Origin of the sequence: Enterobacter asburiae, from assembly GCF_007035645.1 — a bacterium.
GTDB lineage: Bacteria > Pseudomonadota > Gammaproteobacteria > Enterobacterales > Enterobacteriaceae > Enterobacter > Enterobacter asburiae_B.
This window is the reverse complement of the sequence record NZ_AP019632.1, coordinates 1,849,582-1,875,380: the sequence shown is the minus strand read 5'-3', so window position 1 is coordinate 1,875,380 and position 25,799 is coordinate 1,849,582. Positions and strand designations below refer to the sequence as shown.

Genomic DNA, 25,799 nt, shown 5'->3' with positions numbered 1-25,799 from the left:
CAGTTCTCTTGATGATTATTACGCGGCAAACTGACAGTGAAACTCGCCCTGCTCGCAGGTGACGTGCAGACGTCGGTACTGCTCGTCGCTGCGGCTGGCGGTAAGTAAGATCTGGCTCATCTGAGGCAGCAAGGTGTTGGTCAGAATAGCATCCACCATGCGGCCACCGGACTCCACCTCGGTACAGCGCTGAACAATCTGTTCCACCACGCTGTCGTCAAACTCAGAAATAATGCTGTGATTCTCTTCCAGACGACGCTCAATGCGCTTGAGCTGCAGGCGAACAATCTGCCCCAGCATCTCGTCGCTGAGCGGGTAGTACGGCACCACCAGCAGGCGGCCCAGCAGCGCCGGTGGGAAGACCTCCAGCAGCGGCTGGCGCAGGGCGCCGCTTAACGCGTCAGGCTCCGGCATCAGCTCCGGATCGGCGCACATGGCGCTAATCAGATCGGTGCCGACGTTGGAGGTCAGAATAATGATGGTGTTACGGAAATCGATGTGGCGCCCCTCGCCGTCTTCCATCCAGCCTTTATCAAAGACCTGGAAGAAGATCTCGTGGACGTCCGGGTGCGCTTTTTCAATTTCGTCCAGCAGCACCACGCTGTACGGGCGGCGGCGCACGGCCTCGGTCAACACGCCGCCTTCACCATACCCTACGTACCCCGGAGGCGCACCTTTTAAGGTGGAAACGGTATGCGCTTCCTGGAACTCACTCATGTTGATGGTGATAACGTTCTGCTCGCCGCCGTACAGGGATTCCGCGAGCGCCAGCGCGGTTTCGGTTTTACCGACCCCGGACGGACCGCACAGCATAAAGACGCCCACCGGTTTGTTGGGATCGTCCAGCTTCGCCCGCGAGGTTTTCACGCGGCGGGCAATGAGATCAAGGCCGTGACGCTGGCCGATAACGCGCTGGTTCAGCGTGTCGGCGAGGTTGAGCACCGCGTCGATCTCGTTTTTCACCATCCGGCCCAGCGGGATCCCGGTCCAGTCAGAGACCACCGCGGCAACCACGTTTTCATCCACCGCCGCAAACAGCAGCGGTTCATCACCCTGTAGGGCGTTCAGCGCCTGCTGCTGTTCCGCCAGCTGGCCGCGCAGCTCGGCGCTATCGTCATCGCCCGCCGCGAACAGCGCCGCGCGCAGGCGGATAATCTCCTGCACCAGGCCGCGTTCTTCTTCCCAGCGCCGGGCCAGGGCTTCGCGTTTTGTTTCATACGCGTCGCGTTCGGCGAGTAAAGCGGTCACGCGATCGGCGTCGCCGGCTCCCACGCGCGCTTCGCGCTCAGCAATCTCAATCTCCACGTCCAGCGCGGCAAGGTGGCGCAGGCAGTCTTCCAGCTGCGCGGGCGGCGCGCTCTGGCTGACCGCAACGCGGGCGCAGGCGGTGTCGAGCAGCGCAACGGCTTTATCCGGCAGCTGACGCGCCGGGATGTAACGATGCGACAGCTTCACCGCCGCGCTGACCGCTTCGTCGAGCAGCAGCACCTGGTGGTGCGTCTCCAGCGGCGACACGGTGCTGCGCAGCATCAGAATGGCTTTCGCTTCGTCCGGCTCGTGGACCTGCACCGTCTGGAAACGGCGGGTCAGCGCCGGGTCTTTCTCGATGTATTTTTTGTATTCCGCCCAGGTGGTGGCGCCGATGGTGCGCAGCTGACCGCGCGCCAGGGCAGGCTTCAGCAGGTTCGCCGCATCGCCGGTCCCCTGCTGGCCGCCAGCGCCAATCAGGGTGTGGATCTCATCGATAAACAGAATGATTGGCGTGGCGCTGGACTGGACTTCGTTAATGAGCGCCTGCAGACGAGCTTCAAACTCGCCTTTCATGCCTGCGCCAGCCTGCAGCATGCCGATATCCAGCAGCCACAGCTGAATATTTTGCAGCGGCTCCGGGACGTCGCCGTCGGCGATACGCAGCGCCAGCCCTTCCACTACCGCCGTTTTCCCGACCCCGGCTTCCCCGGTCAGCAGCGGGTTGTTCTGGCGGCGACGCATCAGGATATCCACCATCTGGCGGATCTCCTCGTCGCGCCCGACAACCGGGTCAATCTTCCCTTCGCGGGCGCGGGCGGTCAGATCCTGGCCGTACTGGGCCAGCGTCCCCTGCGCCGCCGGTACCGTACCCGCCGGTGCGTCTGCGGCGGCAGCGGCCTGCTGCGTCTCTTTGCTGTTTGCGCAAATCGCGTCGAACTGCTCAATCAGCACCTCGACGTTAAGGCGGGTGAACTGCGACGAAATGCTTTTCAGCACGTTAGCCAGGTTCCAGGTTTTAAGCATGCCGATCAGCAAATGGCCGCCGCGAATACGGCTGACGCCAAACTTCAGCGAGCCGAAGACCCAGGCGCGCTCCACGGCGCTGTCAATGTGTTCGGAGAGATCGGTAACGGAACTGGCGCCACGCGGAAGGACATCCAGCGCGGCCACGATATCGCGCGTCAGCTGCTGTTCATCGAGGGCAAAGTGGCGGATGACCTGCTGCAGATCGCCATCCTGCTGCTGCATCAGCTGATGCAGCCAGTGCACCAGCTCAACGTACGGGTTGCCGCGCAGCTTGCAGAACGCAGTGGCGCTTTCCAGAGAGGTAAATAACAGCGTATCCAGTTTGCCGAAAAGCACGGCACGGCTAATTTCTGACATGTTAGTTTCCATTAACAATGATTCGGTATACGGAAGGATTACCGCTCTGCGCGATACAGCAGATCGCCACGCGGGACAGGCTGCGGCTGAAGGCCCAGCCAGGTGTTATAGCCTAATCGCCCATTGCTGCCGAGCGTGGTGCCCTGCACCGCGTCTTCACGCAGGATCACCCGCGTTTCCCATTCAAACTCCACCCCGGCGTACTGACGCACCCAGTCGCGCAGCTCGGTGACCCAAGCTTCACCCGGCAGAAAACGGTTGTACTCCTCCGCGCTCAGCGGGCCAATTTCGATGCGAAACTTGTGCTGCACGTCGCGGACGGCAACGCCGAGAAAGGCGGATTCCCCCATGCGCGGCATGCGGCGCCCTGCGCCAAGCTGCGCCTGCTCGCGCGTGGAAAGCGGCATCCACTGCGGCACGTTGCTGACCAGCTTAACCGGCGCGTTAAAATAGTTGCGCAGGATCTTCTCCAGCCCCTCCGGATCCCGCCCGTGACGGGTCAGGTGCCCGGCGTGGGTAAAGCGAGCATGCGAGCTCAGGCTGCCTTTGTTCATCTGTCCCGGCTGGCCCATGCCAATCAGCGACGCCAGGTAGCCCTCAAAGCGCCTGTTATCAGCGCGATCGAGGGAGACGGTGGGTTGCGCATCCGCCCAGGCGCGGTAAAACAGCAGCGCCAGGCGATGATGGAACAGGTCGGCAAACGCGCTGAGGCTGGTGTCCTGATGATGATAAATTCGCTCGCGGGCGTATTCGGTCATATGGACCGGCAGCGGGCCGTTCGGGCCAAACAGGCCGAAACTGAGGATAGACACCTCGTGCAGCCCGCTTTCCTCCCGCTGGCGGACCTGAGCCAGCGTCGACGGCGCAAAACTCATCGACGGCTGCTGGCCGATGCGCAGCGGCTCAAACTTCGGCAGCGGCGCGCGTCCCAGCGGGTAGCGCTCGCCGCCCTGGGCATCAATGCGCCTTAACAGCTGAAACAGGTCGTAGCGCCAGGGCGTCTCGCGAACCCCTTGCCAGAACGCGTCCGGCAGCCGGGTCAGGCGATGCACGCGCAGCGGTGCAGTGGCAGCGTCACTCATATCAGCGCCCTTTTACCCATGCGCGGCGCCCAGTAGCCAATCTCGCCGCGCTGCTGACTTTTCAGGGTGAACTCCGTAAAGCTGTTGATGGACACCAGGCGGGCAAAGAGACGTTCCATAACGCTGCCAAAGAGCCACGGGCTGGCGCCGGAAAAGGCACGCTCATCGACCGTCAGGGTAATGCCGATCCCGCGGGCGAAAACGACCGGGCCGGGTTCAGGCACGCGGCGGTGAACCGGCTCCAGCACGCAGTGGCGTACCCCCTCCACCTGACGCGCAACGGGCGTTTCTGCCAGGTTGGCGTACAGCCCTAACAGCTGGCGCAGCGCGGCCGCGCCGTCTTCGTTTTCGCTGTCCATCAGGCTGAGGTAGTTCATCTGCAGCTGGCTGATGAGCCGCCAGGTGCTGAACCCTTCCGCCAGCGCCGGACGCGGCGGCGTTGGGCCTTTGCGCAGGGTCAGGGATTTCACCGGCATGGAGTCGGCCATAATGAACTGCCCGAGCTCCTGCTGCAGCATCAGCGGCAGATCGCGGCTGGTGCAGAGCACCTCGGCAGAGATATAGCGCAGGTTTTCCTGCCACGGCGCGTGCTGTTCATCCACCAGCGAAACAAACACCTCCGAGCCGATATAGCCGGTGCGCGTGCCGTAGCGCAGGGCGTGCTCGGACAGCACGCGCTGTTCGCGGCGCAGGGAAAAATAGGCCCCGTAGTTGCCCGCATCGCCGCTCCAGGTGCTCCAGAATGGACGAAACGTCTGGTCATCGCGCTGGCCGTCCGCGCTGCCATAGATTTTTTTGACCGCGTAAATTTCATAATCCAGCGGACGAATGTTATCCACCACCAGATGGTATTCATGCTGGCCTTCATTCAGCTTCTGACGCGCCGCGACCTTTGGGAAAAGGTTGATGACCGGGGTACAGTGCAGCGCCAGATGGCTGGCATCAACCACGCGCTCCAGCTGTTCATCCGATTTATCCAGCAGAATGAAGATGTCGAAGGCTTTTTCGCCTTCACAGCGCTCGATAAGCTTGCCCAGACCGCTCAGGCTAATGAAGCGGAAACGGGCCGGAAACGCGAAATACTCCTGCAGCAGGCGATAGCCGTCAAAGTTGCGCAGATCGTCCGGAAGCAGGGCCTGGTCAGGCTCAAAGCCTTCCTGGCGCAGCGCGTCAGACGCCAGCAGCTGCCGCTGCGGCTGCGGGCTGACCGTCTGACAGACGATCCCGGCGTGATGCTCCATCACCAGCTCCAGCAGCTTCAGCGCTTCAATGTCCGGACCGCCGAGGAAAAATTCCAGACGGTCGAAATCCAGGTGCCCGAGGTTTTGCGGGCCGTCGCAGGCGATGCGGATCCGCAAGGCGCTGCCGATCCCCCGCTGGCTCAGCCCCAGCTGCGCGAGCGGCAGATCGGCGGGCACGCCGCCCAGCTCGACCTTGTCGATTTTCAGCGGCAGCAGGTTGACCTCGTGCGCCGTGGTATAGCTGCAGGTCACGCCGGTTTTTTTTAGCGCCAGGCTGTCCATCATGGTACCGCGCGGCACGATAAAGCCCTTGCTCAGGTCGCCCCGGCTGCTGTCGGGCTCAATCTCCGCAATCGCCATCGACGGCGTGGGCGCGAGATAGTTAGGCGCAATCATCTCCAGCAGACGCTGGGAGAAGCGCGGAAACTCCGCGTCCATTTTCATCTGCACGCGGGAGGTCAGGAAGGCGAAGCCCTCCATCAGACGTTCGGTATACGGGTCCGCCACTTCGATGCCGCGCATGCCCAGCCGTCCGGCGACCTTAGGATAGCGTTCGGCAAACTCGGCCCCCATTTCGCGCAGGTAGGCCAGCTCGCGGTTGTAATATTCGAGCAGTTTACTTTCCATGATTACCCCGCATCTTTCAGTTCAAAATGGCCGTTTTCCAGATCGACATCGGTACGAAACAGAAACTCCAGCGGGTACGGCACACACCATAAACGCCCTTTGATCTCGATGGAGAGCACGTTGTGCAGATCCAGCGAGGAGGTATCCGACACGCAGCGGACCTGCAGCCCCTGCGGCAAAATGCGCGGTTCAAAATTGATGATGGCCTCGGTGAGCTTGCGCTGAATGTCGTGCCATTCGATATCCGACATTCTTTTCCCGGCCAGCGGCGCGACGCCGAAATTGACCACCGATCGCTTCACGTGCGGCAAGGCGCTCAAATCGCCGGAGGCATCGTGGTTGATGGTGTTAAACAGCCACTGCAGATCGCGCAGGACGTTGCGGCGCAGGGCGGCGTGGGTGATCAGATTGCTGTTGGCCGACTCGCGTTTTTTTTCCGGCTCATTATCGGTGAGACGATCCAGCAGCGAGGGCTGCATTTTGTCGCGCGCCCCCACCTTCTCCTGCTTGCTGCGGGCTTGCCAGCCGCTGCGCAGCAGATCGCCTTCGCCAGCGGGATTACTCATCGGCTCCATCCGTCGCAAACGTCACGAGGCTTAAGGAGAGCAGCGGGTATTCGCTTTGATCGCTCAGCCAGGCCTTCTGGCCCCTGCCTTCGTAAAGAGTGCCGTCTTCGTCGAGCGGCTGCCATTCGGTGGTGCGGCCCAGCCTGACCGCATCGGTGGCATCGGCAGCAAACGGGTAACGCGCCGGGATCTGACACACCTGCTCCGTACCGTCGGTCAGGCGCACCAGCGCGTGACGCCAGACCAGATCGGTCACGCTGGCGGGCGCCTGGAAACGGATCTCCGCGATGGCGCTGAACGGCAGCCAGAAATAACGGCCGTTCACGATGGTTTCGCAGACCGGGCCGAGACGGGCATCGCCGTCCATCAGCCAGTCAAACGCCTGCGTCTCCTCGTTTTCGAGGATAATCTGGCCGGGGATGGCTTCAGCCCGATCGAGGCCGTCAAGACGCAGCGCCCGGGCGCGCTCGCCCTCCTCGCTCAGCGCCGCGGCCAGGGTCGTCAGCCACGGCCACTGGGTTTCAGGCATAGCCGGACGCGCCTGTCCCGCCATCACCTGCGCGCGCTGCAGCTCGCCCTGAATGGATTGCTCCAGCAGCGTGACGGTGGGTTTCGCCTGAGGCTTCAGCGCCAGCCAGCTTTTCAGCTGGGTCAGCGCGCGCGTCCAGTTGCCGCTGAGGGTTAAAAACTGCACGAACGCGGCGCGGAGATCGGCATCCGCCGGACGGGCTTTGATTTCAGCTTCAAGGCGCGCCAGCGCGTCGCTGAGCGACTCGCCCGCCAGGTGTTGATAGAGCGTATTCATAGCCATTCCTTAATTCGCCGCGCGCCATGCGCCAACGGCCGGGTCGCGCAGCTGAGGACGCAGGGTGTCAATCAGGACGATATTGAGCGGAGTGCCGGGTGCGACCCAGGCGCTCCAGGTTTTTTTCACCGCCGCAATACGCGCCTGCAGTTTTGCATCGTCGCTGGCGATTTCACGGGAAATCTCCACCGCTACGGTGCCGTTGCTTTTCCAGCTGTTCAGGGCGCTATCGTAAGGCAGGATCATCCAGCTCTGGTCGCTGTTTGGGGTGCTGAACACCATGCGCTCTTTGTTGACGGAGGTGATCAGCGCGTTTTCAGGATCGGCGCTTTGATTCAGACCCGTCACCGGGAAGCCGTGGATATACGTCACCGCCATCTCTTTCTGTCCGCCGTTGCGGGACTGTGAAACCACGGTGTGTCCACTCAGCCAGCTGCCGTTACCGCAGCGGGTGGTGTCAGAATCCGGAATAAAGAGCGCCGGAGCGGAAGCGCCCCCTTCCCAGAAGGTGCGCAGGTGGCAGCCGTCCTGCAGGGTGAATTCCTGCCACGGCGTACGGTCAGCCGCGACGGTGCGGGAAGCCACGTTCTGGTCCGGCGGCAGCAGCGCGCCGCTGGTTGGGGTTGCGGTCACGGTCGCAGCAGGCGCGGCCTGGTCCTGTTTCACCACCAGCGCCCAGTCCTGCGCTTTGCCTGCCGTACCCTGCGCCAGCGTGGTACCCGCCGGATCGTTTAGCGTCCAGCTAAGCTTATTCACTTTGCTGCACTGGTGTTCCAGCAGGGAGCCAAGACGCGGCACAAAGTTCTCCAGCACGGAGACGTCTTTCTTGCCGTTCGCCACAATGCGCAGCGCCACCTCAGGCTTACACCAGCTCTGCGGCGTGTTGTCTTTAATGTTGTCGATCCAGATATCCAGCTTCTGCGCAGGCGACTGCACGATGCGGAAATTCTCAGCCTGCGCGGTGGAGGTGACCGCCAGAAGTGCCAAACCCGATAGCCAAAGTTTCATATCGTTCCTTGTGTGTCTAATCAGTTCCGCAGGGAAGAAATTGCGCTGCGTCAGAGAGGGTGTGCAGCAAAGTGGTGTCCTGAGGGTTGCCCATCCATACCGCCAGGGCAGTATAGTTATCCTGAGCATTTCCCTCCTGTTCGCCATTCTTTTGAATGATTTGGTTCATTAAGGTCAGCCACTCCTGCGGCGTATTGACCATATGCAGCGACTGCTTCATTTGCTCTTCGCTAACGCCGTGCCAGAACCCGTCGGTGCAGAGTAAGAATGCATCGCCGTCTTCAACCTGCACCACGTCGCTGTAGCTCGCTTCCGGCCCGCCGTTTTCAATTCCCAGCGCCAGATAGAGCAAATTGCTGTTCAGGTTGTCGGTCTGGTGACCGGCATCTTTCATCTGCTGCACCAGGCTATGGTCGGTGGTCACATGCCACAGCCATCCCCGGCGAAACAGGTACAGGCGGCTGTCTCCGGCGTGCGCCCAGTAGGCCAGGCCGTAATCACGGTCAATGAACAGGCTGACCAGCGTCGTGCCCATCCGGCGATAGTCCTGAACGGCCTGCTGTTCGCTGAGGATGGTGCGGTTAGCCGTCTGCACGTAGTCGCGGATATGCTGCGCATTAAGATGTTTGTCGCCATCGAAGCGGGAGATAATGCTGTTGCGGGCCAGCTCTGCAGCCACCTCACCGCCCGGCAGGCCCGCGATGCCGTCGCAGACGACAAAGCAGGCTGAACGTTCCCCTATGGTTTCTCCCGTCTGATCCTGGTTGCTGGCGCGCGTCCCCTGGCGGGAGAGAGAAGCCGTTGCGATATTCATTTGTCTTCCGATCCGCTCTGTGAGTCTTTGTACTGATTCACCTCCATGTCGTACGCATGAAGGAAGGCCTCGCCGAACAGGGTGTGGAAGTCATCCTCAATCTCGCCAGCCGTCTCGCCATAGCTGCGAACAAAATAGTCCCACAGGGCGGCTTTGCGGCTGCCCGGCAGCGCCAGACGAGAGGTCATCCCGTTCTGCTTCGCCTGCTCTTCCAGCTGTTCCGGGTTAAAGGACTGCAGCATCGCGGCAATGATGGCGCGGATACCGGAGATCATGCCCAGCTGGTGCGCCTGCAGGTCGATCAGCGCGTCGCGCACGGATTTGGTCGGCGGCATAAAGCCCGGCATCGGAGTGCCGAACATCTGGATCAGCACGGTTTTGCCGGTCGGCAGCAGCTTGAACGGGTTGTTGGCATCGTCCAGCACCATGGTCATATCGGCCTTCACGCCCCGCTTGAGGATGGAGCGCGAGGAGAGCAGCGCCACGGTCCCCTGAGAAAACATGCCGAGGATCTGCCCGAGCTGACGCATATTTTCCCGGTCAAACTGGGGGACGGGCTGCATTTCGCTCAGCCCCATCCCCTCCAGCAGAGCCTCCAGCAGCTCGCCCTGCAGCACTTCGCCCTTCTCACCGCTGTTTGCCGTGGCGGTTGGGGCGGCAGCGTTATTGACCGGGTCAATGCGCAGACGGCCCTTCGGTGCCTGAGCGCTGCTGCGCGCCACGGCCTGTGGCGTAGGCATGGTGAAGCCTGCGTAATCCGGTCGCGCGGGCTCTTCTTCAGCACGCGGTTCTTCCTGCGGCTCAGGGGCGAACAGCGGAGAATCGGCCAGCACGTCCTCTTCCTGCTCGGGTTCCGGCACTGGCGCAGGCTTTTCGGCAATAATGTCATCCGGATGGGTTAATGGCGCGCCGCCCATCAGCCCGAGCGGGTCGTCATTACGCGCGGCTGGCGCGCTGGCCTTACCGCCAAACAGGGCCAGCGGATCGAGCTCATCCGTCGCCTCGTCTTCTGGCTTCACGGGGCTGTTCTCGCCCGGCGGCACCAGCGTTGACGGGGTGACGTCGTCAAAAATACTCTCTTTTTTGAACAACGCTTCGTCGCTGAACAGCGTGTCCGGGTCGACATTCTTACGCTCGAGCTTTGGATCGCTGTCGTTAAACAGCGCCAGCGGATCTTCCGCGTTACGCTCCGGGGCCGCAGGCTGGGAGAACGGATCGTGCGATGGAGCAGGCTGCGGTTTTGTACGATTGCTGGAGATGCTGTCAGAGATGGAGAACTCCTGCATCAGGCTATCCCAGATCTCCGTTGGCACGGCGCTTGGCTCGGCCTTCCCGCGCGGTGCGGCACTCGCCGGCTTCGGTTGCGCAGCGGGCGCGGGTGCGGCTGCCGGACGCGCCTGCTGATGCATACTGGCCGCCATACGGCTTACGGGTTGCGTATCGTGGATCAGTTCGGTCACTTCGATACGGTAGTCATCAATACCGAGAATGTCGCCATCCTGCAGCTCAACCTGACGCCCTCGCTCCAGCGGAATGTCATTTAATACCACGCGGGTGACGCTGCCACGGTTGGTCACGCGGCATTCGCCCTGGGCGTCAACGTGAACAATGGCCTGCAGCCGAGAGATGGTGCGGTCATTATCCGGCAACACCAGATTGTTATCCGTACCGCGCCCAATGGTGCCGCCCGGGGCGTAAAAATCACAGCTGCTTTGCGGCGGCTGATGACCGGGTTTCGTAGAAATAATCGTGAATCGCATGGCGTATTCCTGCTGGTATGATTAGCGCTCAAACGCTGCCGCTCTCGGGGCGAGAACGGCGGCGTTTGAGAAATTGAATATCAAAACTATTTAATGAAGGTGATAAAATATAATCCAACAATGAGCCATAGAGTGAATATTAACGCCTGTAACTTATAACGGCGATGTAATTTTAGCATCCAACCAATTCTTTCTTCAGGTAACGACTGTACATATTTATAAGCATCTTCCTGAACAAGCCTTTCACGCGTGAATTTCATTTCAACGCCTTTATAAAGGCGAACAAACCAGATTATTTTTTGATAATTGGCCAGCGAACCAAAAAAAGAAGCATAGTTGGTTACAAGATCCAGATCATATCCCTTGCGCCGATAGTCTGAAAGTAACCGATTATAATCAGCCTCGTGTTTTTTGAAATAACGAGAACTGAACAAATCCATAATTACAACAACCAGCAATAAAACCACGATAAGAAATAATGATAAATTCTCTATATTCACCATATTTTATCCATCATATACTCAGTCGCTCCGCCCGCTATCTCGCCACCAACGTATCCACCTGCAGCAGCCCCAACAATAGAGCAGGCGAGCAGTCCTACGCCCCCCGTCGCAACACCAAGCGCAACGCATACACCAGCACCTGCCATTGCTCCGTATTTACCACCGTAAATACCCCCTGCCAGGCTTGCACCAAAGCTGCTGTATTTTTTCACAGCGACTTTAGAACAACTCTGCTCTCGTCCTACGGTGCAGGCATTGTAAACTTCATTAGTGGTATTTGCACCTGCAAAACCTATTGCAAGCCACCCTCCCGCTTTAAGAAAACGAGCGGCCTTAGAGGCATTATCGATATAAGTTGAATAACCACGAATAGAGGCGACCCCGGCTGTACTCCATTCATGTACAATGGATCTGCTTGACAAGCCTAATGCATGCTTCAATTCGTTATAGGGCTTCATCTTTAAGGTCAGTCGGGACAATTTGTTTAATAAACCATCCAACTCAGAAAAGAGGCGCTGACGTTCAACAAAAAACTGTTGGCTTATCAATGTCCCTTGTGCTCTGTACTGATTCTGGTAAGCCAATTCAATGGATTTAAGTTTTTTTTCTATTTCACTAAAATATTTTTCACCTGCATCAGCAACGACACCAAGGGACTTATCCATAAAATTAGTAACTGCAGCTATGGTACTAAAATGTTGATTAAAGAAATTCGCTTCACCAGAATTAAGATCGGCCAGAGCACCGTTGACTTTCTTTTTAGCGAGCTGTAATTGCTTAAGCTGCACAGAATTATTACTTCCCGGTGCACCAAGAATCAACATCTGCCCAGGTTTTGACCACTGCACATCACTATTAACCTGCATGAAATAACGTGCAGCATCACTATTTGGATCGTTGAATAAAAGCCTTGTCTGGAAATCCAGGGTTCCGGGTTCCTGAACAATACAATATCCCGGATTAACTAATGATTGGCTAGCCATATTCATTCCCTTTGATTTTTACAAAAACGCTCACAAATAAGCATACCCATTCAAATAAAAACGGAGTTGAATTAATATCCAAAGGTTGACACTTTCTTAAAAACATCAACATTTGAAAACGCTCCTATTCTATTCTAACCAGCGATAATTCGCCTCTGGAATTTATACTGAGAATAAAGCGAGTAGCATATCGAACAATAGTATTATGATTTCTCGATTCTAATACCACATCATACTCCCCTGACTGCCAGTCTACTTTATCCCAGCGTAGGCACTCTTCAGATTTCAAAAAGCGGCTGGAAGGAAATGCTCCTGGAGAGAAGATGCTTTCCCATTCGTTACCTGCACGTCGAGATATAGAGGGTTCATAAACTAGCACAACCTCACCTGGTTCAGTGTCATTCGAAACGCCAAAACAGGGTGCATTTTTTTCCACCTTAACAGTTAAACTCTGAAACTGAGCAGGGTGGGATATGCAGGCGCTACATGATAATACAATGGGTATAACCGTTAACGCTCTTTCCATCGCAAATACGCGCCGAATAGTGAAGCAATCATAATGACCGGGGAAAACTCCCCGGCCACATACGCAATTACGCTTCTTTGTTTTCTTTGATGTTCCAGCCAGCGCTGCTTTCAGCACCTTTACCACCAGACGTGGTCTGCTCCCAGTACTGCTGTTTCACTTTCGCAGCCTGGAATGCATAGGTCACACCAACGGTATCGCCGTTGTCAGCACCGGTGTACTGAACAGAGGTGACCAGCACATCTTCCAGCGTGATGCGGGAGTATTCCACCTGCTGGCCGCCGGCTTTACAGACGGACAGCTCAACTTTGGTCAGGTGTTTGCCGCTGGCGCAGTGTTTCAGGATAGCGGTGGTGGATTTGTCGATCAGCGCGTTAACGTGCAGGTCGTTGAAGTTAACTTTACCGGCACCGCCGCCACCGCCAACGCTCATATTACCTGGCTGGGAAGCGCCCCAGGAGAAGGAGGTAATATCAGTCCAGCCGGTGTGGTTAGAATCTTTAGATTCGCCCGTAACACCCTCGACCTTCAGAAACATATCAATAGCCATAATATCTACTCTTCGTGGATGAACAATATTGCTTTCGAAAAAGCACTTATATGGCAAACAGGAAAGCATGGGGCTGAATAAAACCGTCCATATTTTACCTCTGCCTCATATCAAATGACCCGTGTCATTTGACAGTCTTACATTCCCCCTGAATGAACGGAAAGAATGTGAAGTCTTTACTACTGCGGATTATCCTGAATCCAGGTGCGATCAGGATTTCCGATAATTAATTGAGGTACCAGCTTGTTAAGTTCGTCACTATGATAAAGACGCAGGCAATTTAACGTAACGCCTTTTACATCGGGCTTTCGTTCGGCATGAAAGCCGTTAATGTGATCTTTGTATTTTCCAATGAGCGCATCCATTTTCTCAGTGCCATTTTCAGCATCAAAAGGAATCCACTCAATGAATGCACTCGCACTGCGGGCAGCATCAGCAGAAAACTGGCTGCCTTTATCTGCTACCTGCGCCAGGCAGCGCGCCAGAACAAAATCTTTTAAAACCTGCCGGTATGTTTGCTGCTGATAAAAATCAGGATAGTTATTTCCGGAATACACATAAAAAGTCATAAATACGAGGAAAAAACATAAACGTTTCACCTTATATCCTTTGCCATAAGACCCACAGCGCATCAGTCCGCGTAAAATACTAACTTTCCTCTTTCCATTTTTCTGCGACAACGTATATCCCTATCGCTAATGCATTAAGTCCAGTGCATAAAAATCCATGCATTGCGATTCGCGGGACTTCTGCCGGCCAGTCAAAGATAAACAGATAGTAGCCGGATACCGTCACAAACAACATGAATGAAATTATTAGCAACGTATAAATGGCTAAATAGCTGATGAATTTTCGTATCAACGCTTTCACTGTCAAATTCATTAGCTATCTCGTATTGATCGAAAAGTAGCCGGCCCAATGGGCCGGCTACACTCATCACGCGTCTTTCGTCTTCAGCGACGGCAGTTTGGATACCAGACGCAGGGAAACGGTCAGACCTTCCAGCTGGTAGTGTGGACGCAGGAAGAACTTCGCGGCGTAGTAGCCCGGGTTGTCTTCAATCTCCTGCACCTGCACTTCCGCTGCGGCCAGCGGTTTACGGGACTTGGTCTCCTGAGAGGAGTTCGCCGGGTCACCGTCGACGTAGTTCATGACCCAGTCGTTCAGCCAGCGCTCCATCTCTTCGCGCTCGCGGAAGGAGCCGATTTTGTCGCGCACGATGCACTTCAGGTAGTGTGCAAAGCGGCAGCAGGCGAACAGGTACGGCAGACGAGAGGCCAGACGCGCGTTGGCGGTGGCATCCGGGTCGTGGTACTCGGCCGGTTTCTGCAGCGACTGCGCGCCGATGAAGGCGGCAAAGTCGGAGTTTTTGCGGTGAACCAGCGGCATAAAGCCGTTTTTCGCCAGCTCAGCTTCACGACGATCGCTGATGGCGATTTCGGTCGGGCACTTCATGTCCACGCCGCCGTCATCGCTCGGGAAGGTGTGGCACGGCAGGTTTTCCACCGCCCCGCCGGACTCCACGCCGCGAATCGAGGTGCACCAGCCGTACTCTTTGAAGGAGCGGTTGATGTTGGCGGCCATCGCATACGCGGCGTTCGCCCAGGAGTAGCTGTTGTGGTTCGCGCCGTCGGTCTGCTCTTCAAAGTCAAAGCTGTCGACCGGGTTGGTGCGAATGCCGTACGGCAGGCGCGACAGGAAGCGCGGCATCACCAGGCCCAGATAGCGGGCATCTTCGGATTCACGCAGCGAACGCCAGGCCGCGTATTCGGTGTTCTGGAAGATCTTGGTCAGGTCGCGCGGATTAGCCAGCTCCTGCCAGGACTCCATCTGCATCACGCCCGGCGCGGTACCGGTGATAAACGGACAGTGCGCCGCAGAGCCGATGCGCGCCATTTCGCCCAGCAGCTCAACGTCCTGCGGGCTATGGTCGAAGTAGTAGTCGCCCACGATGCAGCCAAACGGCTCGCCGCCGAACTGACCGTACTCCTGCTCGTAGATTTTCTTGAAGATCGGGCTCTGGTCCCAGCCCACGCCCTTGAAGCGCTTCAGGGTGCGGCCCAGCTCCTGCTTGGAGATGCTCATAAAGCGGATCTTCAGCATCTCGTCAGTTTCAGTGTTGTTCACCAGGTAGCTCAGACCGCGCCAGGCGCTCTCCAGCTTCTGAAACTCTTCGTGGTGAATGATCTGGTTTACCTGCTGCGACAGCTGCTCGTCGATACCGGCGATCAGGTTCTGAATGGTGCGGTAGGTGTCGTTGGAGAAAGTGACGGTATTTTCCAGCGCCTGCTGCGCCAGCGTTTTGACCGCGCTTTCGACGGCTGAACGGGCCTGATCGGTTTTCGGGCGGAACTCTTTGTTCAGCAGCGCGCTGAATTCATCCTGGCTGAACGCCTGACCCGCCTGCTGCTCGTGTTGTTGAGTCTGGTTGCTCATCGATTATTCCTCGCTACCTTTCGCGCTTTCGTCATTTTTCGGCAACTGGCTCAGGGATTTGAGCAGCGTCGGATCCTGCAGAATTTTAGCGATCAGCTCTTCCGCACCGTTTTTGCCGTCCATATAGGTCAGCAGGTTGGAGAGCTGGGTACGCGCTTCCAGCAGCTTGTTCAGCGGCTCGACCTTGCGGGCCACCGCATCCGGCAGGAAGTCGTCCATGCTGTCGAAGGTCAGATCCACGTTGAGCTTGCCTTCGCCGGTCAGGGTGTTATCCACCTGGAACGCCACGCGCGGCTTCAGCGCCTTCATGCGTTCGTCAAAGTTGTCGATGTCGATTTCGAGGAATTTACGCTCGTCGACGGCCGGCAGATTTTCAACCGGTTTGCCGACCAGATCGGCCATGACGCCCATCACAAACGGCAGCTGAATCTTACGTTCTGCACCGTAGATCTCTACGTCATACTCGATCTGCACGCGGGGGGCACGGTTACGTGCGATGAATTTCTGCCCACTGTTACTCATTGCCATGATGTTCTCCATCAAAGATGCGCGGTGAAGGTGAAACGGCAGGCTCCATGCCTGTCGTCATAATGCCTGGACGCGTTATTCGCGGCGCCCAAAGATGTTTTCAAGTTGGTTAACGCCGTCTGGCGCCAGGTCGCGAATAATGTCCATAAAGTTAAGTTCTGACAGCCGCTGCACCCGTTCAATCATCAGCGGTGCGGGGTGGCTCGGTTCGTACTGCGCAAAATACTGCTTCGCTTTTTCCAGCACCAGCTGCGCGTCGGCGCGGCTGGTGATCTGCACGCTGCGCCAGTCGGTGACCGGCTGAACGGGCTGCGCTGCCGTCGACTGCTGCTCGGCCTGGGGTTCTGCCTGCGCCTCACGGTTCGGCAGCAGCTTGCTGATGTCGGTTACCTGACACGCGCTGGCGACCAGTCCGACGGTTTTCAGCAGCTGTTCCATCTCGGGCACGCCGCTTTCACCGAGATGCCCGGTGAGAAGCTCGCGAATCGCCAGCAGACGTTCGTTAATGACGATAACCGCGGCGGTGCCGGGCTGGTCGCCGCGGGCCAGCTCGTCAATCAGCCGTGGACGGCCGCCGGGATAGTCCGGGCATTCCGTCTTGCTGCCGTCCAGCAGGGCCTGGGCATCCCGGAGCGAAATTTCATCGCCGTTTGAACGCAGAAGCGAGGCGTTTCGCACGGCGACGGTGAGGTCGGATTTATCGCTCAGCCCTGCCAGGGCGTTAATGCGATAGAACGGATCGGTTTCGCCATACTCTTCCAGCAGCGGATAGAGCGTCTCCCAGTAACGGGCGATCGCCTCCTGCACCAGCAATAATCCGTCCGCGTAGCCCGCTAGCCCGCGGCGGCGCGTCCAGGCATGGGTTAACGCCAGCAGTACGCGAAGATCTTTGGTGCGGGTCAGCAGGCTGGTGGCGTATTTTTCCACCGTGTTCCAGTCAGCTGGCTCTGCCGGGATAATGGTGTCGCCAAACTGCTGTTCCGCTTTCCCAAGACTTGCCTGATTCATGATCTGGAAGTCGGCGTCGTACTCCAGGTTTTCCCCGCAGGGTTTTTCGGGACTGATTGGCGCGAGAAATTCTTCGATATTCATGAGATCCCTGCTTATTCAAACATGGGCGGATAGAGACCGTGACGCCCCGGACGGGCGCCCCCTGCCGGGTCGAACAGCAGGGTGAAAAGCTGCCCGGTAAAGTTCCCGCTGTGCACGTGGGTGTACAGCGGGTAGCCGTCGCAGCGGTTGGTCCACCAGTAGCTGGTCTGACGCAGCGGATCAAAACACTCGGCCGCCTGAGGCCAGCCCAGCGTGCTCTGCCCGTCCTCGTCATAGCCAATCACATCAAGGATGTCGGAACGCTTTTGCGGCTCGACGGGCTGCGGCGCCGGAATGGTCATCAGCATCTCATCCAGCTGTGAGGCGGAAAAACTGTTGCGCACCGCGTGCAGCCCCAGGCGCCCAATCTGCTGGTACCAGCTTTCGGCCTGGCTGAGCAGGCTGGTCGACCACTCTGACGGGGCGAAGCTCAGCTGCAGGCAAACCGGATACTGTCGGCCAACGCTGTCGCGGCCGGGCAGCAGACAGCCCATCTGGATCATCTGGCTGCCCAGCATGGGCGGTACCACAAAATTCCAGACTGGCGCTTTGTTAAACTGGCGCTCGCCGCTGCGCTGCTCTTCCTGCTGCCAGGCCAGCAGGCCGACCTGGAACCAGTGTGACCACTGGCGCTGTAAAGTGTCAGGAAAGCGACGCTGCAAAAAATCTCCGGCGCTGGGTAACTTGCCATACCAGCTGTAGCGGTTCATCGCAGGGGTATTCGTCATACGGCTGTCCTTGCGGTTATGGGCATGAGAAACGGGGAAGCTGGAACGGGTTACGTATGCTGTTTGGCGCAAACTCCAGCGTGACCTGATGTCCGTCGACGTTGAAGGTAGCCTGACGGCTCAGGCTACCCGCGCCCGGGCTGGTGCTCGCTTTATCGAAGAAGCGGTTGAGCGCCCAGGCGCCGTTGGTGACCAGCGTCGCCGTGCTGCCGTTCGCCAGCCCCAGCTGCATGCGTACCTGGTTGGTGCCGCCCGGCCCCGGCCAGTTCATGATCTGTACGGCCTGTGGGCCGTGGCTGTAGCGCAGCAGCTGGCCGTCGACGTCCAGCGTCAGGTTCAGAATGGAGTTATCCATTCGCACGGTTCGAACCGTCACCTTGAAGGACGGCGTCGTGGCGCCATTAGCAAAGAAAGCGTCGCGAATCGACTGGGCCTGCTGGAACGGTCTCAGCAGCCCTTCACTTCCCGGCAGCGTTTTCCCGTCGATGCCCGGCATAAAGCGCCAGTTTGCCTGGGTGGTATCCACCTTATTGGTCAGATTGTCGCGGAAGAAAGCGTCCATCAGCCCGGTTCCCGGCGCAAACATGCGCGCGAGATCGTCAGGGGTGACCTCGGTGCTGGCGCTGCGCACCAGCGGGTAACGGCCGGCGATTGCCTGACGGCAGAATCCGCCCACCTCAACGTTAATCCGCTTCCGCACGTTTTCGAGGTCGCGGCGCTGGGTATCGCTGCTGGCGCCCACCGCCATATTGCTGAACATGGTTTGCAGCCCGCCCGGCAGGCGACCGGCGCTGGCCTGCAGGCGGCTGATCGCCTCGCCGCCCGGTGCCGGCATACCGCTGTTGGCCGCGTCCTGGACGGCGGTCAGGTAGCGATAGAGCTCATCCACCTGCTTGAGAAAATCATCAAACACGATGGTCTTCCCGCCCTTTTCCAGCGGCTGCGCCAGCTCAATCATCGGCGCGTAGTGGTCGGTGACCAGCTGTTCCGGCGCCTGGGTGACCACGGCGGCCTGGGTCGGCGCAGCGTCATTGTTGCTGAACAGCGCTTCCAGCGTGCGGGTGGCGCGGTTGCTCTGCGCCTGCGCTTTATCCGCATCTTCCGGCGCTGGCGCATTGCGTGACAGCGTCAGGACCTGGCTCAGGTTCTGCACCAGACGGCGCAGAGGCGAGTTTGCGCCGGAGAGCAGGCGCGCGGTGTTGATGCGCTGGGAGAGATCGGCGCTGTTATTGAGCTGAATGTCGGCGAGGAAGCGATCCCAGTTCGCGATAAAATCGCGCATGTAGAGCTGGCGCACGGCGTTATCGATCTGCTGTTTATCTTCCTGCGCCGTCGCGGCCCCCAGCACCCAGGCGTCGTCTTCATGCAGGGCGGTGGTGACGCTGTCAATCTGGCCGTTAAAGCTTTTCCAGTAGCCGTCCGGCGTATACAGACCCGGCACGCCTTCGCTCACCGGCTTGCCGCTTTTGCGTGAAAACACCAGCTCGCTCTGCGGTCCGCCCAGGTCGGAAAGGGAGACCGGCTTGAGGTTGTCATCATGCTCCAGCAGGCGTTTGAGACGACCGTATACGCGCGTGGAGAGCGGCTGCTGATTGATCATCGCTCTTTCGCGGGCCACCAGAGATTCATCCTGCGCGTACGGCGAGGCCTGGATTTTCGGTTCCAGCAGCTGCGTCAGGTGCCATTCAAGCTGCTGCAGCTGCGCCTTCGTGACGTTCTGCGGCAGATTTCGCTGCAGGTTGAGCATCACCCACGAATGCAGGAATTTACCGTCGTAGTGCTTCGGCTGATACAGCATCTGATAGGCTTTCAGCGCTTCATAGCTATATTCCACATCGCTACCGTTGTCGTTGCGCAGCCAGGTGGTGATGTGCATAGCGACGGCAGGCAACAGCATCTGATCCAGCGCTTTCTGGTACAGAGACTGCGAGGCATCGCTGACGTCATCTCCGCGATAGAGCCCCATACGGCGGGAGACGGGCGGATCGTTTACATCAAACGCGTCGCTTTTCGGCAGGTCCACCAGACCGTTCAGCAGCGGCAGCAGATCGAACAGGTCACGCTGGGTCTGGTTCTGCAGCGCTTTGCTCTGCTGGTCCAGCAGCGGCACCTTCGCATCCACCTCTTCCAGATAGGCCTTGTTTTTGGCATAGCTGGTCAGCCACAGACCGCCGAGGATGACCAGCAGGGCCAGCAGCGCCGCGTAGCCGGACCAGATCACCGCCCGGTTGCGCAGCTCCCACCAGCGGTTTTCGCCCGCGATCCCGGCTTCCTGGAAGATGACGTTTTGCAGCAGGTTCTTAATGAAGAAACTCTGACCTTTTGCCCCCGGGATAGGCGCTTCTTTGCTGACCGAATCCCAGTTATCCGCCTCTCCCCCTTCCGGCAGCGACAGCGCGCGGTTCAGTTCGCCCATCACGCGGTCGAACGGCATACCTTCCTGCGTCCCGCTGGCGAAGTAGATCCCGCGCGGAGAGAACTCGGTTTCAAAGTTGGAGCGGGCGAAGACCGTGCTCAGGTAATCCGCCAGCAGCGGACGCAGCGCGGCGAACTCCTGCGGGAAGAGATACGCTTCAGCGCGGGTTTTCGCGTCATGCTCTTTCAGCATGGTTTCCGGCAGCCCGGCATCAAGGCGCTGCTGGAGCAGAGAAAACTCCTGCTGGAAGTTGCCCATCAGGTCGTAATCGGCGTGTTTGGTTTGCTCCCACGGCAGCGTAAAGCCCCAGATCTGGTCGCGCTGCGCTTTGTCGTAGTCGGCAAACCAGGCGCGGAAGCCTTTAAGCAGGTCGGCCTTGGTCACCATCACGTAGACGGGGAAGCGAATACCCAGCTGTTCATGCAGCTCGGACAGACGCTGGCGCAGGTTCACCGCCTGCTGGCGGGACGCCTCGGCGGACTGGGTGAGCAGGTCAGAAATGCTGATGGTGATGATGACGCCGTTGATCGGCTGGCGGCGGCGATACTTGCGCAGTAACCCCATGAACTCCAGCCATTCGCCGGCATCCTGCACCTGCTCGCTCTCCTGGGTGGTGTAGCGGCCCGCCGTGTCCAGCAGCACCGCTTCATTGGTAAACCACCAGTCGCAGTTACGCGTGCCGCCAATGCCCCGCAGCGCGGTTTTACCGAAGCGATCGGCCAGCGGGAACTGCAGCCCGGAGTTAACCAGCGCCGTGGTTTTACCGGAACCCGGCGCGCCGATAATGACGTACCACGGCAGCTGATAGAGATATTGCGTGCTGAAGCGCTGCGTCCACTGGGCGCCCTGGCCCGCTTTGCTGAAGTGCGCTTTTTTAAGCATCTGCGCGGCTTCATCAAAGCGGCTGGCGAGGATCTGCTCCTCGCTGTTCAGCCGCTTCTGCGGATCCGCCGCTTCCGGGCTGGCGGTGTTCTCTTTGAGCTTGTCCATCAGCTTGCGGTTCAGCCAGGCATTGTACAGGCGCGGCAGAATGTGGCCCTGCGCCCAGAGCAGATAGACCACGGCAATGCTGATAATGCGGTTCTGCTCAGACTCAAGCGGTCGGGTGTCCACGATGGACAACAGGGGACCAATCATCCAGATCACCGCCGCAAGCGCCGTTACGCCGAGGAAGCTCCACAGAATGCGGTTGGTCAAGATGGAAAGAAGTGTAGTCAGCATCCTTAGTTTCCTTGCGGCAATCCGTTCAGCTCAGCCTGAGTGTTTTCAGGCGACACCAGCAGAGTAATTTCCACACGGCGGTTACGGGCGCGGTTTTCAGGCGTCGTGTTCGGCGCCACCGGGTTAATCTCGCCCCGCCCTTCCGCTTTCACGCGGCCAGGCTGAGAGAGGCTTCCCTGCAGCATTTTCTGTACCGAGCGGGCGCGTTCCAGAGAGAGTTCATAGTTCGAGGCAAAGCGCGCGCTGCGGATCGGCACGTTGTCGCTGTAGCCCACCACCAGAATTTTGCCGCTGACGTTATTCATCGCCTGCGCAATGCGGTTGATGACCGGTTCATAGCGGTCACGCACGACGGTAGAGGCGGAGGCAAACAGCCCGTCGCCCTTCAGGATAACGACGCTGCGATCCGCTTCGTCTTTCACCGCGACCAGGCCCGCCTCGATTTCAGGCTTCAGGAAGCCGCGCAGGTTCAGCACCGCCGGAAGCTGACGGGCCGGCTGCTGAATAGTGGTTTCCGGCAGCTGGGACTGGTAAATCTTCGCCAGCACCGGGTTGGTGTTATCGCCAAGGCGCCAGTTAAGCACGATATAAAACAGGCAGGCGATAAACCCGGCCAGCGCCACGCAGGCCCACAGGGGAACCATCGGCCGCCAGAGCTTGCGCAGTACCGGACGATCTTCCGGATGGGGAGAAAGCGGCGGCGGATAGCTGCCGCGCACGCCGCGGATCATCTGCCACAGCCGCTGCTTGATGGTTTCAAGCTGCGTGCGGCCATTATCCAGCACCCGATAGCGTCCTTCGAAGCCCAGCAGCAGGCAGTAGTTGATCATCTCCAGCAGCAGGATATGCTCGCGCGGGTTCTGCGACAGGCGCGCCAGCAGCTGGAAGAACTTCTCGCCGCCCCAGGTTTCGTTGTGGAAGGTCACCAGCAGACCGTTGCTTGACCAGACGCCGCTGCTGCCCCAGGGGGTGAGCGCGGCGGCCTCATCGAGCGCCGTACACAGGCAGTAACGCGCCCCGACGATCACTTCGTAGGGCAGCCCCGCCTGCTGACAGCGGACTTCGAAACGGCGAATCTCATCGATCAGACGCTGGCGTAACGCCACCTGATCGTCATGGGAGACCGAATGACGGATCTGCGGAATCGCGTTGAGCAGCGGATTGGCGGCCGCCACCAGCTGGTTGTTGCTACTGGCTCCGGTAAACGCGGCATCACTGCCGGTGTCCTGTCGTTCCTGCATATTAAGCGCTCGCTTTATTATTCTGTCGGGCTACGGATGGCCCAAAACTCCATATCCAGCCCCGGGAACTCCCCTGCAAGATGCAGGGCGAATGCGCCGGACTTATCCATCTCGTGCCACAGCTCGCTGCCCTTCTCCAGTTCAAAGTAGCTGTAGCCGGCATGCCACGGGATCTGCGGCGGCGCGACCGGCATGGCGCGCAGCATAATGCCCGGCAGCTGAAGCTGAACCAGATCGCGGATTTTCGAGACCGGCGCGACCTTCATCTGCGCCGGGAAATGGGTTTGCAGGTGTTCGCCTGGCACATTGGCTTTAACCGCCAGCACGAAGCCGAACTCGCGCACCATGCTGGTTTCAGGCACCGTGGCGATGTTCAGGCCGTGGGAGCGTTCGTTCAGCGGCAGCTGAATTGCGTGGTCTTCCATCACCAGCGACAGCCCCTGACGCAGCATCAGCATCAGTTTGCTGAAGCAGTTAGCCAGATCGTCATGATCGTAAATCGGCAGCACGCTTTCGGCGGTACGCTGCGACGTCCAGGTGGCGAGCTCGGTCGCAAACGGCAGCCAGCTGCGCCAGAGCGTTTCCGGATGCAGCAGCGGGAGGGTTTTTAAATGAGAAACCTCGCCCAGATGACGGTTAACCAGCGACAGCAGCGTGAACTCAATCAGTTCGGAGGTGTTAAAGCGGCCAGGCTGGCGCAGACGACCGCCAATTTGCTGGCTGCGCTGCACCAGCAGACCGTGCAGATCGTTGATCATGCTGTAGATCTGCGGGCTGTTGTTAGCGTTGAGCATCGGCGGGATGTAGCTGTTATCGAGCCGCACGTGGTTGTCGTTACGTTTCTCCGTCACAAACGCCACGCCGATGGCGGTCCATTCCGCCGTGAGGTCTTTTTCCAGCATCAGGGTCAGACGCAGACGGCCAAACTGGACGGTGGCATCCCCCACCGACATGGCGTTGTCGTCTTCCACCTCTTGCTCGAAAGCGATGAAGCGCGCCAGCGAGGCCGGCTCTTCGCTAAAAATCACCTCTTCTCTCTCGCCACGACGAACCGGCAGCGCGAGCACCACCTTTTCGTTGGTGAGATTGTCAGGAATTTTCAGCGGCGCAGGGCCGTTGCGCCCGTTACGCACCTGGAAAAAGGTGCCGTCCGGCAGCAAGCCGCTGCAGTAGCTCAGGGCAATGCATCCCTGACGAAGCATCGCTTCATCCAGTTCCACGTCAAGAAAGCCCCAGAGATATGACCGCTGTAGCGCGCCCCATTCACGAACATGGTTGAGCAGATAGCTTTCAGTCCGCTGAAAATGGTGTGGACGCAGGAACATGCCTTCGGTCCAGACGACCTTTTCTGCTTTCGTCATGATGATGTGTTTCCTGTGTTGAAGCGCGTTACTGGCTGATGACCCGAATGCCGTTCACGTCGAGAAAAACGTTGGCCTGAAGTTCATCCGCGGACCATTTCCAGAACTGGTAGATATGATTTTCGCCAGGCACAGGCAGAGGGAGTGAAACGCGCCATTTTTTGCCATCCAGCATCTGATACTCCGCCATCACGCCGATGTAGCGGGCCTCCGGAGAGCTTTGCCCGCTGAGGGTTTTGGACAGCTGTCCCGGCATCAGGAAGAACACGTCGCTGTTCAGCAGATTCGCGCCTAGCGTGGCTGACGCGTTGTTCTGCAGGGAGTAGAAGTCGCTGGACATGAAATCCGCATCGGATTTCAGCAACAACACCCGGACCTTAAGCGGCGCAGATTCGTTGATTTGTGGATGAGCCTGAAACTGCAGATTGTAGCGGGAGGGGTCGCTGTGTGAAGACGACGTACAACCACTGACCAGGGCGAAAATCACCGCGTAAAAGAATAACCACAGCTTATGAAAATTTTTATTATTCATAAAAATGCGCTCATGCAAGCCGTTTAGTTCAGGATCCAGGTACCGTTAGCGCTGTCTTTGCAGGCTTTGCTGTTGCCATCGACGTCGACACAGGTCGCTTTTTTACGCGCCTTCGGACGAATGGCCTGTTTACGCACGGCGGCGTCGTACAGGTCGGCCTTGATCACGGCGCGCATCGGGACGTAACCAATCAGCTGATCGTTGCCTTCATCGGCAAGCGCCATCCAGTAATGTTCAACCTGACCCAGCACCACGTACGTTTTTCCGGTGTCGAGAGTGCGGATAACTTTGCCGCCGAAGTCAGGACGGCTCATCAGGGAGGCTGGATACATGGCGCGATACGGTTCGTTGACCGGGTTGAACTCCGCCGGCGGCGTCACAGCGTGACGGTGGGTTAAGGTCACGCCGTTGACCTGGCTGGTCTCGATCGTATCGTCGTTGATCACAGGTTTCTGCGGCGCTTTACAGCCCGCCACCGCCATTACAAACAGAAGTGAAAACAGTACGCGCATTTTCATATGCTTTTCCGTAGCGATATTTCGATGATGAAGATAAGGGAGTGAAGTTTGACTTAGGTGCTATTGTTAAAATAGCCAGGATATTTTCGGGGCGTTACTATTTTAAGGGCATAGCTACCGCACGAGCCCTTCAGAATAAGGCCCAGTGTCTTCCTGACATATTTTGACAAACGGTAAACAAGTTTACATGAGCTTCGTCTCAATTCAATATTTACCGGTACGTAACTGTTGGTAAATGAAGCAGTCGGAAAATTATAGGATTAATCCTATGAAAAAACCCGATATGACCTACACCCTTTTATTTCTTAGCCACAAAACATTGCAATCATTTGTTTTATATACAAAAAATACAAAAGATAACCACTTTCATTAACGCAATATGGCTATTATCACCACTACCATAATTAGTAGAATTCGCGTATTGGTGAGGTCAGCAGAATATGTGAAAGATGAATTATTTGTTGCACTAACAGGGTAACTTTAATATTGAATGCACGCGTTAACGTGAATGTGACTATTTCACTTATGTTGCACGACGTTAATTTTACGCCTCAAAATAACTTTATATTTCGCGTTGCGACAATTATCCGGCCAGGCCTGAATTTTATCCTTTAATCATTAAGCCTG

Annotated in this window: 21 protein-coding genes; all 21 read right to left on the bottom strand. The window is 58.0% G+C overall.

Going from position 1 to position 25,799, the window contains the following annotated elements:
* Window positions 1–18: 18 nt before the first annotated feature.
* The 21 genes from tssH to FOY96_RS08790 all read right to left on the bottom strand — a co-directional run bounded on the left by tssH (window position 19) and on the right by FOY96_RS08790 (window position 25,172).
* A complete protein-coding gene (gene tssH, locus FOY96_RS08890) occupies window positions 19–2,634 on the bottom strand; it encodes a type VI secretion system ATPase TssH (protein ID WP_143346856.1) in 2,616 nt (871 codons plus the stop codon).
* Between the two features lie 38 nt (window positions 2,635–2,672).
* A complete protein-coding gene (gene tssG / locus FOY96_RS08885; protein WP_094934693.1) occupies window positions 2,673–3,716 on the bottom strand; it encodes a type VI secretion system baseplate subunit TssG in 1,044 nt (347 codons plus the stop codon).
* On the bottom strand, window positions 3,713–5,584 hold the full coding sequence (gene tssF / locus FOY96_RS08880; protein WP_039263601.1) for a type VI secretion system baseplate subunit TssF: 1,872 nt from the start codon (window positions 5,582–5,584) through the stop codon (window positions 3,713–3,715). Before tssF ends, tssG begins: the two co-directional genes overlap by 4 nt.
* Window positions 5,585–5,586: 2 nt before the next feature.
* Window positions 5,587–6,150, bottom strand: a complete 564-nt coding sequence (gene tssE, locus FOY96_RS08875) for a type VI secretion system baseplate subunit TssE (protein WP_033145789.1) — start codon at window positions 6,148–6,150, stop codon at window positions 5,587–5,589.
* Complete coding sequence (locus FOY96_RS08870; protein ID WP_096151591.1) at window positions 6,143–6,955, bottom strand: type VI secretion system accessory protein TagJ; 813 nt, start codon at window positions 6,953–6,955, stop codon at window positions 6,143–6,145. The genes tssE and FOY96_RS08870 overlap by 8 nt, the downstream gene beginning before the upstream one ends.
* A 9-nt stretch (window positions 6,956–6,964) precedes the next feature.
* Window positions 6,965–7,963 (bottom strand): hypothetical protein, encoded by a 999-nt coding sequence (locus tag FOY96_RS08865; protein WP_033145791.1) that lies wholly within the window; start codon window positions 7,961–7,963, stop codon window positions 6,965–6,967.
* Between the two features lie 16 nt (window positions 7,964–7,979).
* Complete coding sequence (locus FOY96_RS08860) at window positions 7,980–8,777, bottom strand: PP2C family protein-serine/threonine phosphatase (RefSeq protein WP_014884226.1); 798 nt, start codon at window positions 8,775–8,777, stop codon at window positions 7,980–7,982.
* Complete coding sequence (gene tagH / locus FOY96_RS08855) at window positions 8,774–10,537, bottom strand: type VI secretion system-associated FHA domain protein TagH (protein WP_143346855.1); 1,764 nt, start codon at window positions 10,535–10,537, stop codon at window positions 8,774–8,776. The genes FOY96_RS08860 and tagH overlap by 4 nt, the downstream gene beginning before the upstream one ends.
* 86 nt (window positions 10,538–10,623) lie before the next feature.
* On the bottom strand, window positions 10,624–11,040 hold the full coding sequence (locus tag FOY96_RS08850) for a hypothetical protein (protein WP_033145793.1): 417 nt from the start codon (window positions 11,038–11,040) through the stop codon (window positions 10,624–10,626).
* Window positions 11,034–12,023 carry a hypothetical protein gene (locus FOY96_RS08845; protein WP_143346854.1) on the bottom strand — a complete coding sequence of 330 codons (990 nt, stop codon included), beginning with the start codon at window positions 12,021–12,023 and terminating at the stop codon, window positions 11,034–11,036. Before FOY96_RS08845 ends, FOY96_RS08850 begins: the two co-directional genes overlap by 7 nt.
* A 593-nt stretch (window positions 12,024–12,616) precedes the next feature.
* Window positions 12,617–13,099, bottom strand: a complete 483-nt coding sequence (locus FOY96_RS08840) for an Hcp family type VI secretion system effector (RefSeq protein WP_008502640.1) — start codon at window positions 13,097–13,099, stop codon at window positions 12,617–12,619.
* Between the two features lie 179 nt (window positions 13,100–13,278).
* Window positions 13,279–13,668 (bottom strand): T6SS amidase immunity protein Tai4 family protein, encoded by a 390-nt coding sequence (locus tag FOY96_RS08835; RefSeq protein WP_048980953.1) that lies wholly within the window; start codon window positions 13,666–13,668, stop codon window positions 13,279–13,281.
* A 367-nt stretch (window positions 13,669–14,035) separates the two neighbouring features.
* On the bottom strand, window positions 14,036–15,535 hold the full coding sequence (tssC, locus tag FOY96_RS08830) for a type VI secretion system contractile sheath large subunit (protein WP_014884232.1): 1,500 nt from the start codon (window positions 15,533–15,535) through the stop codon (window positions 14,036–14,038).
* 3 nt (window positions 15,536–15,538) lie between these two features.
* Entirely contained in the window at window positions 15,539–16,063 is a 525-nt protein-coding gene (gene tssB / locus FOY96_RS08825) for a type VI secretion system contractile sheath small subunit (protein WP_008502644.1), read from the bottom strand.
* Between the two features lie 75 nt (window positions 16,064–16,138).
* Window positions 16,139–17,155, bottom strand: coding sequence for a type VI secretion system protein TssA (tssA, locus tag FOY96_RS08820; RefSeq protein ID WP_143346853.1), 1,017 nt, complete (start codon window positions 17,153–17,155; stop codon window positions 16,139–16,141).
* Window positions 17,156–17,166: 11 nt separating this feature from the next.
* Window positions 17,167–17,883 carry a type VI secretion system-associated protein TagF gene (gene tagF / locus FOY96_RS08815; RefSeq protein ID WP_033145799.1) on the bottom strand — a complete coding sequence of 239 codons (717 nt, stop codon included), beginning with the start codon at window positions 17,881–17,883 and terminating at the stop codon, window positions 17,167–17,169.
* Window positions 17,884–17,899: 16 nt separating this feature from the next.
* A complete protein-coding gene (tssM, locus tag FOY96_RS08810; RefSeq protein ID WP_063440431.1) occupies window positions 17,900–21,520 on the bottom strand; it encodes a type VI secretion system membrane subunit TssM in 3,621 nt (1,206 codons plus the stop codon).
* A 2-nt stretch (window positions 21,521–21,522) separates the two neighbouring features.
* On the bottom strand, window positions 21,523–22,761 hold the full coding sequence (locus FOY96_RS08805; protein ID WP_033145801.1) for a DotU family type VI secretion system protein: 1,239 nt from the start codon (window positions 22,759–22,761) through the stop codon (window positions 21,523–21,525).
* Window positions 22,762–22,778: 17 nt separating this feature from the next.
* A complete protein-coding gene (gene tssK / locus FOY96_RS08800) occupies window positions 22,779–24,122 on the bottom strand; it encodes a type VI secretion system baseplate subunit TssK (RefSeq protein ID WP_024909829.1) in 1,344 nt (447 codons plus the stop codon).
* Window positions 24,123–24,150: 28 nt separating this feature from the next.
* On the bottom strand, window positions 24,151–24,654 hold the full coding sequence (tssJ, locus tag FOY96_RS08795) for a type VI secretion system lipoprotein TssJ (RefSeq protein ID WP_023312162.1): 504 nt from the start codon (window positions 24,652–24,654) through the stop codon (window positions 24,151–24,153).
* A gap of 23 nt (window positions 24,655–24,677) precedes the next feature.
* Complete coding sequence (locus FOY96_RS08790) at window positions 24,678–25,172, bottom strand: hypothetical protein (protein ID WP_033145802.1); 495 nt, start codon at window positions 25,170–25,172, stop codon at window positions 24,678–24,680.
* Between the last annotated feature and the right edge of the window lie 627 nt (window positions 25,173–25,799).